At 73.3% G+C, this 13,268-nt stretch carries 11 protein-coding genes; 7 read left to right on the top strand and 4 right to left on the bottom strand.

Annotation, left to right across the window (positions count from 1 at the left end; genetic code table 11):
• Window positions 1-141: 141 nt before the first annotated feature.
• Together J5X07_RS06035 and hpf are read left to right on the top strand one after the other, a co-directional pair.
• Window positions 142-1,107 carry a ComF family protein gene (locus J5X07_RS06035; protein WP_208479007.1) on the top strand — a complete coding sequence of 322 codons (966 nt, stop codon included), beginning with the start codon at window positions 142-144 and terminating at the stop codon, window positions 1,105-1,107.
• Between the two features lie 272 nt (window positions 1,108-1,379).
• Entirely contained in the window at window positions 1,380-2,039 is a 660-nt protein-coding gene (gene hpf, locus J5X07_RS06030) for a ribosome hibernation-promoting factor, HPF/YfiA family (RefSeq protein ID WP_124934581.1), read from the top strand.
• Window positions 2,040-2,099: 60 nt separating this feature from the next.
• Here hpf and J5X07_RS06025 read toward each other — a convergent pair whose 3' ends face one another.
• The 3 genes from J5X07_RS06025 to mtrA are packed head-to-tail and all read right to left on the bottom strand — an operon-like array spanning window position 2,100 to window position 6,464.
• Window positions 2,100-3,881 carry an LpqB family beta-propeller domain-containing protein gene (locus tag J5X07_RS06025; protein WP_208479006.1) on the bottom strand — a complete coding sequence of 594 codons (1,782 nt, stop codon included), beginning with the start codon at window positions 3,879-3,881 and terminating at the stop codon, window positions 2,100-2,102.
• On the bottom strand, window positions 3,878-5,749 hold the full coding sequence (gene mtrB / locus J5X07_RS06020; protein ID WP_124934583.1) for an MtrAB system histidine kinase MtrB: 1,872 nt from the start codon (window positions 5,747-5,749) through the stop codon (window positions 3,878-3,880). The genes J5X07_RS06025 and mtrB overlap by 4 nt, the downstream gene beginning before the upstream one ends.
• Before the next feature lie 34 nt (window positions 5,750-5,783).
• Complete coding sequence (gene mtrA / locus J5X07_RS06015) at window positions 5,784-6,464, bottom strand: MtrAB system response regulator MtrA (RefSeq protein ID WP_124934584.1); 681 nt, start codon at window positions 6,462-6,464, stop codon at window positions 5,784-5,786.
• A gap of 234 nt (window positions 6,465-6,698) precedes the next feature.
• Here mtrA and J5X07_RS06010 point away from each other — a divergent pair, with 234 nt between their 5' ends.
• Genes J5X07_RS06010 through J5X07_RS05990 form a run of 5 tightly spaced genes read left to right on the top strand, consistent with a single transcriptional unit; the run spans window position 6,699 to window position 12,235 of the window.
• Window positions 6,699-7,919, top strand: a complete 1,221-nt coding sequence (locus J5X07_RS06010; RefSeq protein WP_208479005.1) for a DUF7847 domain-containing protein — start codon at window positions 6,699-6,701, stop codon at window positions 7,917-7,919.
• Between the two features lie 2 nt (window positions 7,920-7,921).
• Entirely contained in the window at window positions 7,922-8,608 is a 687-nt protein-coding gene (locus J5X07_RS06005) for a DUF4129 domain-containing protein (protein WP_208479004.1), read from the top strand.
• Window positions 8,605-9,834 carry a DUF4350 domain-containing protein gene (locus tag J5X07_RS06000; RefSeq protein ID WP_208479003.1) on the top strand — a complete coding sequence of 410 codons (1,230 nt, stop codon included), beginning with the start codon at window positions 8,605-8,607 and terminating at the stop codon, window positions 9,832-9,834. Before J5X07_RS06005 ends, J5X07_RS06000 begins: the two co-directional genes overlap by 4 nt.
• A complete protein-coding gene (locus J5X07_RS05995; protein ID WP_208479002.1) occupies window positions 9,827-10,909 on the top strand; it encodes an AAA family ATPase in 1,083 nt (360 codons plus the stop codon). Before J5X07_RS06000 ends, J5X07_RS05995 begins: the two co-directional genes overlap by 8 nt.
• A gap of 30 nt (window positions 10,910-10,939) precedes the next feature.
• Complete coding sequence (locus J5X07_RS05990; RefSeq protein ID WP_208479001.1) at window positions 10,940-12,235, top strand: DUF58 domain-containing protein; 1,296 nt, start codon at window positions 10,940-10,942, stop codon at window positions 12,233-12,235.
• A gap of 32 nt (window positions 12,236-12,267) precedes the next feature.
• Here the strand turns inward: J5X07_RS05990 and J5X07_RS12925 are convergent, their stop codons facing one another.
• The gene (locus J5X07_RS12925) at window positions 12,268-13,263 is read right to left on the bottom strand and encodes a stage II sporulation protein M (RefSeq protein ID WP_208479000.1); all 996 of its coding nucleotides are present in this window, start codon (window positions 13,261-13,263) and stop codon (window positions 12,268-12,270) included.
• Between the last annotated feature and the right edge of the window lie 5 nt (window positions 13,264-13,268).

The raw sequence follows: 13,268 nt of genomic DNA, 5'->3' as shown, positions 1-13,268 counted from the left end.
ACCCGCCCGCCCCGCCTGATGGCCGCACCGGCGCGCCGGGTCGGGTCCACATCGCGCCCGATGGGCAACGGCACCGGAGCGCCTGTGGACAGCCCCGTCCCCGGCCGTGCGGGCACCGCGGCGGGGCCCCACCCTGGTCTCATGGACGAGAGCCCGGACGGGGACACGGATGGTGCGGCGGATGGCGCTCCCGCGCATGAGCGGCGGGCCGGCGCCCCGGGACCGCGGGCGGGCCCGCACCGGATGCTCAGCCTGGGGGCGGGGCTGGCCCGAGGCCTGCTGGGCCTGGGGCTGCCGGCGTCCTGCGCGGGCTGCGGGCGCTGGGAGACCGCGCTGTGCCCGCAGTGCCGGGGCCTGCTGGAGGCCGGCGCCCTCCTGGTCGAGCACGCCGAGGCGGCCGGGGACCTGGAGATCCTGGCGGCGGCCACCTACGCGGGCCCGGTGCGCAACCTGGTGCTGGGGTGGAAGAACGGGGCCCGGGAGGATCTCGATGAGGCGATATCCGGGATCGGGCGCGGGCTCGGCCGGGCCTGGGCCTCCCATCAGGCCGAGCGCAGGGCCCGCAGCGCCGCCTCCCCGCCCGCGCCGCTGGCCGGTGACGGCGCCGTGCGGACCGCGGCGGCCGCTTCCGGGCGCGGTGGCACCGCCGACGAGGCGGCCGAGCAGGGCTCGGCCGCTGCGGCGCCCCCGCTGCTCGTCATCCCCGCCCCCTCCGGCGCGGGCCGCCGTCTGCGGGGGCGCCTGGTCGCCGCCCGGCTGGCCGACGCCGTGGCCCGCGGCATCGCCGAGCACGGGGCGGCGGCCGGGGGGCCTGCTCAGCGCGTGCTCAGCGCCGATGTGCTCCGGCGCCGCGGGCGCGCGGGCGCGCACCAGGCCGGGCGCTCGGCGCACCAGCGCCGGGCCAATCGGTCCCGGGCGCCCCGGGTCCTGGCCGAGATCCGCGGCCTGCCCGCGGTCCTGGTCGACGACGTCGTCACCACCGGGGCGACGCTGGAGTCCTGCGTCAGGGCCCTGGAGGGGGCGGGCGCCCGCGTGCTGGGCGCGGTGGTCCTGGCCGCCACCCCGCCGCCGGGCGGTGGGAGTGCGGGCGCAGGCCGCAGGAGGTGACGACCGCCACGTCCGCCACAGGCGATCAGTTCCCTGACAAAGCAGGCATGACCAGCCCGAATGGTGTAGATTCTGTGGCACAGAACACAGCAGCCGCCGTAGCGGTCCCGGGGCCGAGGATGCCCGCCCGGACCACTGCGCCCATGCTGACGCGACAGCCGCAGGAGGTGACCCCGCCCTCTCCACATCCCGTCGCGATGCGCGGCGGGCCCCACCCAAGTACTGCGGAGCCCACCCGGCTCAGCCCACACCACCAGAAACGAGGTTCCACCATGGACATCACCGTCGTCGGCCGCAACGCAGAGATCAGCCCCCGCCTGCGCGACTATGTCGAGGACAAGGCGGTCAAGGTCGAGCAGTTCGATCCCCGGGTGCAGCGCGTCGAGGTCGAGGTCACCCACGAGCGCAACCCGCGCCAGGCCGACACCGCCGAGCGCGTGGAGATCACGGTTGTCTCCAAGGGCCCGATCATCCGCGCCGAGGCCTCCTCCTCCGACCGCTTCGCAGCCTTCGACATCGCCATGGGCAAGCTCACCGAGCGGCTGCGCCGGGCCCGCGACCGGAAGAAGGACCACCGCCGCTACCCGGTCCTCCCCGAGGCCCCCCAGGCGCCCGGCCGCGGCGAGGCCGCCCCCGCGCCCTCCGGCCCCACCGTGCCCGAGCCCGACGACGCCCCCATCGAGGACTCCCCCACCCCGCCCACCGAGCCGGGCGTGGCCGTGGAGGCCCAGCTCGGCGACTCCCCCGTCATCGTGCGCCAGAAGCTGCACGCGGCCCACGAGATGACGGTGGATGAGGCCCTCTACCAGATGGAGCTGGTGGGCCACCCCTTCTACCTGTTCATCGAGAAGTCCACCAAGCAGCCCTGCGCGGTCTACCACCGCCACGGCTGGACCTACGGCGTCATCCGCCTGGACGCCACGGTCATGTGACGCGCCCGGTGGGCCCTCCTGAGCCCCGCCCCGGGGCGGGGCTCAGGAGGGCCCACCGGTTCAGGGCAGGGGGAAGGACAGGTCGGTGACCTCGTCGGTCAGCACCCGCCAGGTGGCGCCCCGGCGCTGCCAGGTCTGCCCCTTGTCGTCGTTGAGCAGGATCATCTCCTCGGAGCGGTCGGCGATGACGCTGTGGGCCGAGCGCACCCCGATCATGGTGGTCACCGGCCCACCGGCCTGCACCATGCGCACCTCGGGCAGCCCGTCGGCCTCCTCGGGCTGGACCAGCGTGCCCACGGAGGTCGCCGTGCACCAGGAGATCCCCGAGGCACCGGCGCCGCCGGCCCGCGGCAGGTCGTGGCCGGGCCCGATCCCGGTGGGCTGGCCGTTGCCGTCGCGCAGCACCACGGCCAGCACGACCGCGCCGGAGGCCAGGCGCACGGCCAGGCGCTCGGACTCCACCGACAGGTCGAAGGCCTCCACGCTGTCGCCCTCGAACCACGACGCCCGCGGGTCCACGCGCTGGCCCGAGGCGTTGACCGCGGCCAACTGGCCCTCGGCCAGCAGCCAGACCCAGCCGTGGCGGTCGGCGATCGGCGCCTTCAGGCCGCCGGCGCCGGCGGCGGGATCCCCCACCGACAGGATGACGCTGGCGGCCGAGCTGCCCTGGGGCAGTCGCAGGAGGCTGGAGGCCGACAGCACGTACACGCTCCCATCCGCAGCCAGGACCGGGGAGCCGGCCTCAGTGGTCCCCAGGGCCTGGGCAGTGGCCAGGGTGGAGCGCGTGGTCCCCGTGCCCCGCACGACTCCGCCCTCGACCATCCCCACCACGCCGCCGATATCGGGCGACAGCGAGGGCAGGCTCGCGGCCGGGCCCAGCTCCACCGAGCCGGCGCGGACCTCGACGCGGGTGATGCCGCTGATCTGACTGAGGGTCTGCTGGATCTGGGCGGCCACCAGGGCCCGGCTGTCCCGGTCCCCCGGGTTGGCCTGGCTGTTGAGCAGGACGAGGGCCCTGTCATCCTGGAGGACCACGCCCTCGCCGCTGAGGGCGGCGCCGCCGGGCAGGAGCGCGTCGGTGCCCGGGGCCAACCAGGCGGAGGGGCCGGCGATCAGCCCGGCCACCAGGGAGCGCGCCAGTCCCGCGGGATCGCGCGGGTACCAGCGCAGCTCGGGGATGAAGCGGGCGTGATCCCTGGTCAGGAAGTGCAGGGCGTGGACCGCGAAGTTCTTGCTCATCCGGTTGAAGGGCAGCAGGATGCCGGACTCCAGCCCGGCGATCCGCCACTGCCCCGCGGTGAGGGCCACCAGGGAGAAGGAGGTCTCGTAGATGGCGTCCTGAACGGCGGGGGCGAAGACGCCGTCGGCGCTCAGCCGCCCCAGGGTGCCGAAGGAGACCATGATGGAGCCGTCGGCGGCCACGGAGATCTGCGGCTCGGTGGAGCTGGAGTAGACCTGGACCGCCTCCAGTGGCCTCCAGTGCTCGGCGGCCTCGCCGGTGAGGAACTGGCGGGCGGTGTCGAATCCGTCGGAGAACCCGGCGTTGACTGCCCTGAGGAAGCCCCGCACGATCTCCTCGGGGCTGGCGTCGGCCACCGGGCCGGGGGCGGTCTCGATGAGCGCGTTGGTATCGGTGACCACGACATTGGACTCCTGGACCTCGCCCGAGGAGGGCAGGGCGGTGCAGCCCGACACCAGGGCCGCGGCCGAGCCGGCCAGGCCCAGCAGCCCGCGCCGGGACACGCCGCCCGCGCCGGCCCTCACGGCGCTCTGCGGGCCGGGGCCGGCTCCCGTGGCGGCCGCACGGGCGCGCTGGCCGCGCGGATCAGTCGACCGGCTCATCGGCGCTCCTCCTCATCGGCCTCCGCGGGGGTCCGCGCGGAGGGCTCCTGGCCCGGCAGGACGACGACGACGCGCCCCTCCTCGGTGGTGGTCGCATGGGGGAGGGCCTCCCCGGCCATGGGGATGTCCCCCAGGACGACGCTCTGACGGGCCCGGCGCGTGGCCGGGGCCGGGCCCAGCGGGCTGACCAGTGAGCCGGTCTCGTGCTCGTCGCGGGATCCCGCGGCCCCCACGCGCGCGACCACCGGAGCGTCCTCGGGCACCAGGTCCAGCGGCCCGGCGCCGCTCAGGCGCCCGGGCGATCCGTCGGGCCCCTGGCGGCGCGGGAGCACCAGGAGGAAGGCGGCGCCGTCGGCCGGCCACCCCCATGCGGCGAGCCTGCCGCCGTGGAGGATGGCGTCCTCCATGGAGATCGACAGGCCCAGGCCGGTGCCCCCCAGGCTGCGCTGGCGCGAGGGGTCGGCCCGGTAGAAGCGGTCGAAGACCTTGGCCACCACATCCGGGCTCATTCCGATGCCGTGGTCGCGCACGCGCACCGCCACGGCATCGGCGTCGACGGCCAGGGCCAGGTCCAGGGGCTTGCCCTCGCCGTGCTCCAGGGCGTTGACCACCAGGTTGCGGATGATCCGCTCCACCCTGGTGACATCCACCTCGGCGGTGGCGGGCTCCTGAGGCAGGTGGAGGCGCAGCGGCGTGCCGGTGGCCTTGAAGTGGAACATGGTGGTCTCGATGACCGTGTCGATGACCTCGGCCAGATCGACCTCCTCCAGGCGCAGCTTGACGTTGCCGGAGTCGATGCGGGAGATGTCGAGCAGGTCGGTGAGCATCTTCTCGAAGCGGTCCACGGAGTTGGACAGCACGTCGATGCTGCGCAGGGCGAAGGGATCGGCGATCTCCTCGCGGGCGTCCTCGATCTGCTCGGTGGCCAGGCGGATGGAGGCCAGGGGGGTGCGCAGCTCGTGGGAGACGTCGGAGACGAAGAGGCGCTGGACCTTCGAGAGCGATTCCAGGCGCTCGATCTGGTCCTCCAAGGAGGCGGCCATATGGTTGAAGGACTGGGCCAGGGTGGAGATCTCATCCTCGCCCTGGGCGTTGAGCCGCTCGGCCAGCTCCCCGGAGGCCAGGCGCTCGGCGGCCCGGGCGGTGTGCCGCACGGGGCTGAGGACCCAGCGGGTGATGGCCCAGACCATGAGGATGAGCATGGCCAGGAATCCCAGGCCGCCGATGGTGATGTTGCGGGAGGCCAGGGAGACGATGCGCTGCTCGGCGGCCAGGCTGTAGACCAGGTAGAGCTCGTACTCCCCGGCCATGGGCAGGCTGACGCGCGAGCCGACGACGAGGCCCGGATCCACGCCGCCGTCCTTGTTGGGCACCTGGGCGGACTGCCAGTACTGGCGGCCCGACTCCCCGGTGCCCACCCGGTGGCGCAGCTCGTCGGAGATGAGGTAGGTGAGATTGGTGTCCGACTTCAGGTCGTTGGCCACCGTCGCCGAGGTCTCGTTGCGGCTGCGCTCCATGATGACGCCGATACCACCGGAGGCGGAGATGGAGTCCTTGATGGAGTTGACCTGGTCCTGGACCTCGGCGTTGACCTCATCGACCGTGGCCACGGCGGTGGTGGAGTCGAACTCGGCCTGGGCCACGGACACGCGCTGGCGGGCATCCACCAGGATCGCGTCCCTCTGGTCCTCGAAGACCTCCGAGCGGATGCGGTCGGTGACGAAGGTGAGCAGCAGGGCGATGAGCAGCAGCCCGATCGCAGTGGCGGCGAAGACCATGCGCAGCTCCAGGCTGCGACGCAGGAAGCCTGGCATCGCCCGTGCCAGGCGCTCCTGGGTGGCTCCCACCGGGATTCGCGTCGGACTCATCACGACCGGGACGGGGCGCGCTCAGCGCCCGGTCTCACGAGGTCTCGCCGACCCGGTACCCCACACCGCGCACAGTGACCACGATGGTCGGGCGCTCGGGGTCCTTCTCGATCTTGGCGCGCAGGCGCTGGACGTGGACGTTGACCAGACGGGTGTCGGCGGGGTGCTGATAGCCCCACACCTGACTGAGCAGCTCCTCACGGGTGAAGACCTTCCAGGGGGATCGGGCCAGGGTGACCAGCAGCTCGAACTCCAGGGGGGTCAGGGAGATGGCGGTATCCCCGCGCTTGACCTGGTGGCCGGCCACGTCGATGTCCAGGTCGCCGGCCCGCACGTGCTCGGCGGCGCCGGGGTTGGTGCGGCGCAGCCGGGTCGAGACACGGGCGAGGAGCTCCTTGGACTTGAAGGGCTTGGTGACGTAGTCATCGGCGCCCGCCTCCAGGCCCGCGACGACGTCCTGGGTGTCGGTGCGGGCGGTCAGCATGATGATGGGGACATCCGACTCCGCCCTGATCAGCTTGCAGATCTCGACGCCGTCCATGCCCGGGAGCATGAGGTCCAGCAGGACCAGGTCGGGGGTGACCTCGTGGAATGTCTCGAGAGCCTGGGCCCCATCGTGACAAAGTGCAGGGGTGTAGTTTTCCGACTCCAGCATGATGCCGATCATCTCAGCGAGGGAGGCATCGTCGTCAACTACCAGAATGCGCGTGCTCATGGGCTTATCCTGACACGAGCAGCGGCCGTTGCGGGCGAGGCGACCGCCCGGGGTGGCGCTGGGATATTTCACAGAACCGTTGAAACCATCCCGCAGTCCCCTCAACGCTGCCCTCAGACTACCTGAGAAACGCCTGAATAGTGGGAATGATCACGTTGCTCGCCCCTTCCCCCGCCCCGGACTCTCCTCCCCCAGATGGAGGAGCGAGCCCGACCGCCGTGCCACGATGGTCGCATGAGCAGCACGCACCTCCCCGGCTGGGAGCCGCCCAGCTCCAACCCGCCCTATCCCCAGCCTCCCCAGAGCCCCGGCGGGCAGCAGGACGGGAGCCCCCGCTACGGCGACTACGGCACCGCCCCCGTCGGGCAGCCCGGCTACCCCCAGGGCGGCTATCAGGGCTACAGCGCCCCCAGCGGCCCGCCCTACGGCAGCGGCCCCTACGGCGGGGCGCCCTACGGTGCCGGCATGCTCGGAGCCCCGCGCCCCGGCATCATCCCCCTGCGCCCCCTGGCCTTCGGCGAGATCCTCGGGGGCGCCTTCGAGTCGCTGCGCGCCAACCCCCGCGCCATGTTCGTCCCCGCCCTGGTCGTCATGTCCATCACCGGGGCCATCTCGGCGATCATCTTCTGGTTCCTGGGCAGCCGGGACTACGCGTCCCTGTTCGACCCCTCCTTCAATGCGGCCAGCGAGGAGGAGACGGCCGCTGTCGCGGAGGACTTCATGCTCGGCCTGCTCACCCAGTACGGGGTCATCGGAGTGCTCTCCACCCTGGCCACGGCCATCCTCACGGGCCTGCTCATCGTCACCGTCTCCCGCACCATCCTGGGCAGGCTGGCGACTCCCGGGGAGGTGTGGGAGCGGACCAAGGGGCGCCTGTGGGCACTCATCGGCCAGGCGGTGCTCACCACGCTCATCACCAGCGGGGTCCTAGTAGTCATCACGGCACTCGCGATGATCCCCGCGGTCCTGGTCATCACCGATGACAGCACCGGCCCCGCCGGGGCCGGTGCCGCGCTCATCCTGGGCTTCCTCGGCATCGTTGTGGCAGCGCTCGTCTCCATGACCCTGTACTTCAAGTTCTGCCTGGCTCCCGCGGCCCTCATCCTGGAGCATGTGGGCATCATGGAGGGCATCCGGCGCTCCTGGGCCCTGACCCGGGGCCACTTCTGGCGCACCGCTGGCATCCGCATAGTCTCGTTGCTCATCATCAGCTTCGCCTCCTATTTCATCTCAGCCCCCGTAGGAGCGCTGGCAGGGTTCCTCACCGCCATCGCCCTGAGCTCCGATCCGATCCTGGCCGCCCAGGTCTCCGCCACCCTGTCCACCTTCCTGGGGATGCTGGTGGCCGCCCTCATCCAGCCCTTCGATGCCGCCGTCATCGCCCTGCAGTACACCGATGTGCGCATGCGCTCCGAGGGCCTGGACATCGAGCTGCGCAGGGCGGCCGGGGTCTGACCGTGCTGGGATCCCTTCTGCCCCGCATCGAGGCGCCCGCCACGCCGCAGGCCGATGAGGCCCGCCAGGCCGCCGAGATCGAGCTGTCCCGCCCCATCTACGATCAGCGCGAGGGGCTGCTCGCCCGCCTGTGGGCCTGGCTGCGCAGCCTCCTGGAGGACGGCCAGCTGGTGGCCGGGGCCCCGCCCTGGGTCTCCACGGCCATCATGGTCCTGTGCGCGGCCCTGATCATCGCCGCCCTGGTGCTCATCCTCAGGCTGGCGCGCCGGATCACGCTGCCCGCGAAGGCCGGCACGCAGGGCGATGCGCTCTTCGGCGATGACCGGGATTCCGCGGACCTGACCCGGGCCGCGGATGCGGCCGCCTCCCGGGCCGATTTCGCCACCGCGGTCGTCGAGCGCTTCCGCGCCATCATCCGCTCCCTCGACGAGCGCGGCCTCATCGAGGAGTACCCGGGCATGACCGCCGACGAGTCGGTGCCCCTGGCCGCCCGGTCCCTGGGGGACTGTGAGATCATCACCCGCCTGGGCCAGGGCGCCGAGCTGTTCGACGCCGTGCGCTACGGCCGGGTGGAGCCCTCCTCGCAGCAGGACGAGTGGATGCGGGGCCTGGCCCGGGACGTCACCGGCGCGCGGGCCCCGCGCGCTAGGGCCACTGCGGCCCCGGCGCTGGCGGAGTCCGCCCCATGAGCGCCCCCCGGGCGGCGGCCCCCCCGCAGTCCGCAGCGCGCCGGCCCGCATCGGCGGACCCGGGTGCCGGCACAGGCGCGGGCCGGGTCATCGACGAGCCCCTGACGGCCAGGCTGCGGCGCTGGCGGCCCCTGGTCCTGGCCCTGCTCCTCCTCCTGGCAGTCACGCTGGCCACGATGTGGGCGCGCCCGCAGACCTCCTCGATCCCCCTGGCCATCGACAATCCCAAGGATGACGGCACGATGGCGCTGGCAGAGCTCCTGCGCCAGGAGGGCATCGGGGTCTCCCAGGCCACCACCGTCGAGGATGCGATCTACGCAGCCCGGCAGGGGGGCACCGTGGCCGTGGTCCGGCCCTCGTACCTCACCGCCCCCCAGCGCGAGGCCCTGGCCGACTCGGGGGGCGATATCGTCGTGGTCGGGGCGCTCTACGAGGATCTCAGCGGGCTGACCCGGGCCCGGACCGCCGGCGCGTCCTCGCCCGAGGCGCTGGAGGCCGATTGCGAGGACCCCGATGCCCAGGCCGCCCAGTCCATCGGAGCGACCAAGGGTTCGGTGGGCCTCGAGCAGGCCCCGCAGGCCCAGGGCTGCTTCGCCGTCGATGGGACCCACTTCTCCTACATGACCGAGCCGACTCCGGGGGGCGGCACCCTCAGGGTCATCTCCGACCCCAGCATCCTGACCAATGCGCGGCTGGCCCAGGAGGGCCATGCGGCCCTGGGCATCCGATCCCTGGGGCATCACGACACCCTCGTATGGCTCGATGCCTCCCGGGCCCTCCAACCGGACCCGGCCGGCGGCCAGTCCGACCCCTCCACCCCGCCGTGGCTGCCGCTGCTGCTCATCCACCTCATGATCGCGGCCCTCGTCCTGGCCATCGTCCAGGGCCGCCGCATGGGCAGGATCATCCCCGAGAGGCTGCCCGTCGTCGTGCGGTCCACGGAGACCACCATCGCGCGAGGCCGGCTCTACCGCCGCGGCGGGGACCGCCTGCGCGCCGCCACCGCCCTGCGCACCGGCAGCGCCAGGCGCCTGGGCCGGGCTCTGGGCCTGGGCACCGCGGCCAGCGGGGATGATCTGCTGCAGGCCCTGACCACCGCCACCGGTCTGCCGCGCCCCTTCCTCGACGAGCTCCTGTACGGGCCCGCCCCCGCCAACGACCAGTCCCTGGCCGGCCTGGCCGCCAATCTCGACCGACTCGAAAGCAAGGTTCTCTCCTATGACTGACACGACCGGCACCCCCACTCCTGAGCCGAGCGGGCCGGCGGCCGCGGCACCGGCCTCCTCCCCCGCGCCGCAGGCCCCCCGGCACAGCCCCGCCGAGGGCCCTGAGCAGGACCCTGCCCGCAGCGCCCCCGATCCCCGGGAGAGCCTGGTGGCGGTGCGCAGCGAGGTCGGCAAATCCGTCGTCGGCCAGGAGGCCGCGGTCACGGGGCTGGTCATCGCCATGCTCGCGGGCGGTCATGTGCTGCTCGAGGGCGTGCCCGGAGTGGCCAAGACCCTCCTGGTGCGCTCCCTGGCCACCGCCATGAGCGTGGAGACCAAGCGCGTGCAGTTCACCCCCGACCTCATGCCGGGCGATGTCACCGGCTCGCTCATCTACGACTCGCGCTCCGCGCAGTTCTCCTTCCGCCCCGGCCCCGTCTTCACCAACCTGCTCCTGGCCGACGAGATCAACCGCACTCCCCCCAAGACCCAGGCTGCCCTGCTGGAGGCCATGGAGGAGCGGCAGGTCTCGGTCGACGGCGAGCCCCGGCCGCTGCCCGACCCCTTCATGGTCATCGCCACCCAGAACCCGGTGGAGTACGAGGGCACCTACCCGCTGCCCGAGGCCCAGCTGGACCGCTTCCTGCTCAAGCTGGTCCTGCCGCTTCCGGAGCGCGGCCAGGAGATCGAGGTGCTCTCCCGCCACTCCAGCGGCTTCGACCCCCGGGACCTGGCCGGTGCCGGGCTGCGCGCGGTGGCCGGCCCCCGGGAGCTGGCCACCGCCCGGGCGCAGGTGCGCACGGTGGGCGCCTCCCCCGAGGTGCTGGCCTACACCGTGGACCTAGTGCGCGCCACGCGCTCCATGCCCTCAGTGGCCCTGGGGGTCTCCCCACGTGGGGCCACCGCCCTGCTGGGGGCGGCCCGCGCCTGGGCCTGGCTGTCAGGGCGCTCCTTCGTCACCCCCGACGACATCAAGGCACTGGCCCTGCCGGCGCTGCGCCACCGCATCCAGATGCGGCCCGAGGCCGAGATGGAGGGCATGACCACCCAGGCGGTCATCGAGTCGGTGCTGCGCTCGGTGCCGGTGCCGCGCTGAGGCGCAGGGGGTCGTTGTGAAAGGAGCGGCATGTTCCTGACCATGCGCGCCGTGTGGGTGATGCTGGCCGGCATCCCCCTGGTGCTCCTCGCGCCGAGCCCGTCCACGGTGATGCTCTGGGTCCTGGCCCTGGCGGTCCTCATCGTCCTCGACGTCGTGGCCGCGCCCTCCCCCCGGGTCCTGAAGTGCGAGCGGACCGTCTCACGGGCAGTGCGCCTGGGCGAGGCCGCCACGTGCACGCTGAGCGTGACCAACACCGGCACCCGCGCCGTGCGCCTGGTGCTCCGCGACGCCTGGCCCCCCAGTGCCGGAGCCGCCGCCGACCGCGGCCGCCTGACCATCCCCGCCGGTGAGCGCCGTCGGCACAGGACCCGGCTGGCCCCCTGGCGCCGGGGGGACCGCGAGGCCGGCCCGGTCACCGTGCGCTCCGCCGGCCCCCTGGGCATCGCCGGCCGGCAGGCCTCGCTCTGGGCCCCGGCGGTCCTGCGGGTCCTTCCGGCCTTCCGCTCCCGGCGCCACCTGCCCTCCAGGCTGGCCCGCCTGCGCGAGATGGATGGGCGCAGCGCGGTCATGGTCCGCGGGGCGGGAACCGAGTTCGACTCCCTGCGCGAGTACGTCGTCGGCGACGACGTGCGCTCCATCGACTGGCGCTCCTCGGCGCGCCGCGGTGAGGTCGTGGTGCGCACCTGGCGCCCCGAGCGCGACCGGCGGGTGCTCATCCTCATCGACACCGGCCGCCTGGCGGCCGCCCGCCTGGCCGATGCCCCCCGCCTGGACTCCCAGATCGAGGCGGCCCTCCTGCTCAGCGCCCTGGCCTCCCACGCCGGGGACCGGGTCGATGTCGTGGCCCTGGACAGCATGGTGCGGGGCCAGGTCCGCGGCCAGTCGGGGCCCGCGCTCATGAGCGCCCTGGCGGACTCCCTGGCCGGGGTGGAGGCCCGGCTCATCGAGTCGGACTGGACGCTCATGGCCTCCCTGGCCCAGTCCCAGCTCTCCCAGCGCGCCCTGGTGGTCATCCTCACCGGCATGGACGGTGCTGCCGGCGTCGACCCGGTGATGCTGCGCAGCCTGTCCGCCCTGGCCCAGCGGCACACGGTGGTCCTGGCCTCGGCCACGGACCCCGCCCTGGAGGAGCTGCGCCGTCAGGGGCGGGACGCGGAGACGGTGTACGTGGCGGCCGCGGCGGACAAGGAGCTGGCCGATATCGAGGCGGTGGGCCAGCGGCTGCGGCGCAGCGGGGTGGAGGTGGTCGAGGCCCCCGACCAGTTCCTGGCGCCGGCCCTGGCCGACGCCTACCTCGACCTCAAGGCCGCGGGCCGCCTATGAGCCGCGCCATGAGAAGCAGCGGCCGCGTCGGCTCAGCCGGCCTCGGGCAGGGTGTACCCGGCCTCCTCCTCGCCCAGGTCCCCGGTGTGACCGCGGGCGGCGGCGCGCCTGCCCAGCAGGAGGGTGTAGGCCCACAGGGCGGTCAGGGCCAGGACCCCGATGGTGATCTTCACGGCCCACGGCATGGGCGCGGGCGTGACGAAGGCCTCGATGAGACCGGCCAGGGCCAGGGCACCGGTGAGGAAGACGGCCACGGTGATGAGGGCGCGGCCCTCGGCGGCCAGAGCGGCGCCCCGGGAGCGGGGCCCGGGCACCAGCAGGGTCCAGAACAGTCGCAGCCCGGCGGCGCCCGCGATGAAGACGCAGGTCAGCTCCAGCAGGCCATGCGGGCTGATGAGCGCCAGGAACTGGGGGAAGGCCCCGTGGTCGGCCATGACGGCTCCGGCGCTGCCCAGGAGCACGGCGTTCTGGAACAGGATGTAGAGGGGCAGCACGCCGGTGATGCCGCTGGCCACGCACAGCGCGGCGATGCGGGCGTTGTTGGTCCACACCTGGGCGGCGAAGTCCGGGGCCTCGTAGGTGGAGTAGTAGGCCTCGAAGGACTTCGAGGCGTACTGCTCGAGCTCCTGGGGGGTTCCCAGGGCGCTCATCGCCTCGGGGGTGCGCAGCGTCCAGACCCCCACGATGACGGCGATCGCGATCTCTGCCATGGTCACCCCGATGGTCCACCAGCGGATGCGGTAGAGGGCCGCCGGCATCGTCGTGCTGAGGAAGCGCATCGCATCGCCGAGGCTGAGCTCACGGGTGCCGGTCAGGCGCCCGCGCGCCGAGGCCAGGCGGCGGGACAGATCGGCTGCCAGCTGGGGGTCCGGCGCCGTGGTGCGCACCCGCGACAGGTGGCGGGCGCAGGAGCGGTAGAGCGCGACCAGCTCATCGGCCTCCTGACCACTGAGGCGCCTGCGGGACACGAGCTGGTCGAGACGGTCCCACTGGTCGCGGTGCGCCGCGGAGAAAGCATCAACATCCACACAGG

The organism is Actinomyces bowdenii (assembly GCF_017592395.1).
Taxonomy (GTDB): domain Bacteria; phylum Actinomycetota; class Actinomycetes; order Actinomycetales; family Actinomycetaceae; genus Actinomyces; species Actinomyces bowdenii.
This window is presented reverse-complemented; position numbering and strand designations above follow the sequence as displayed.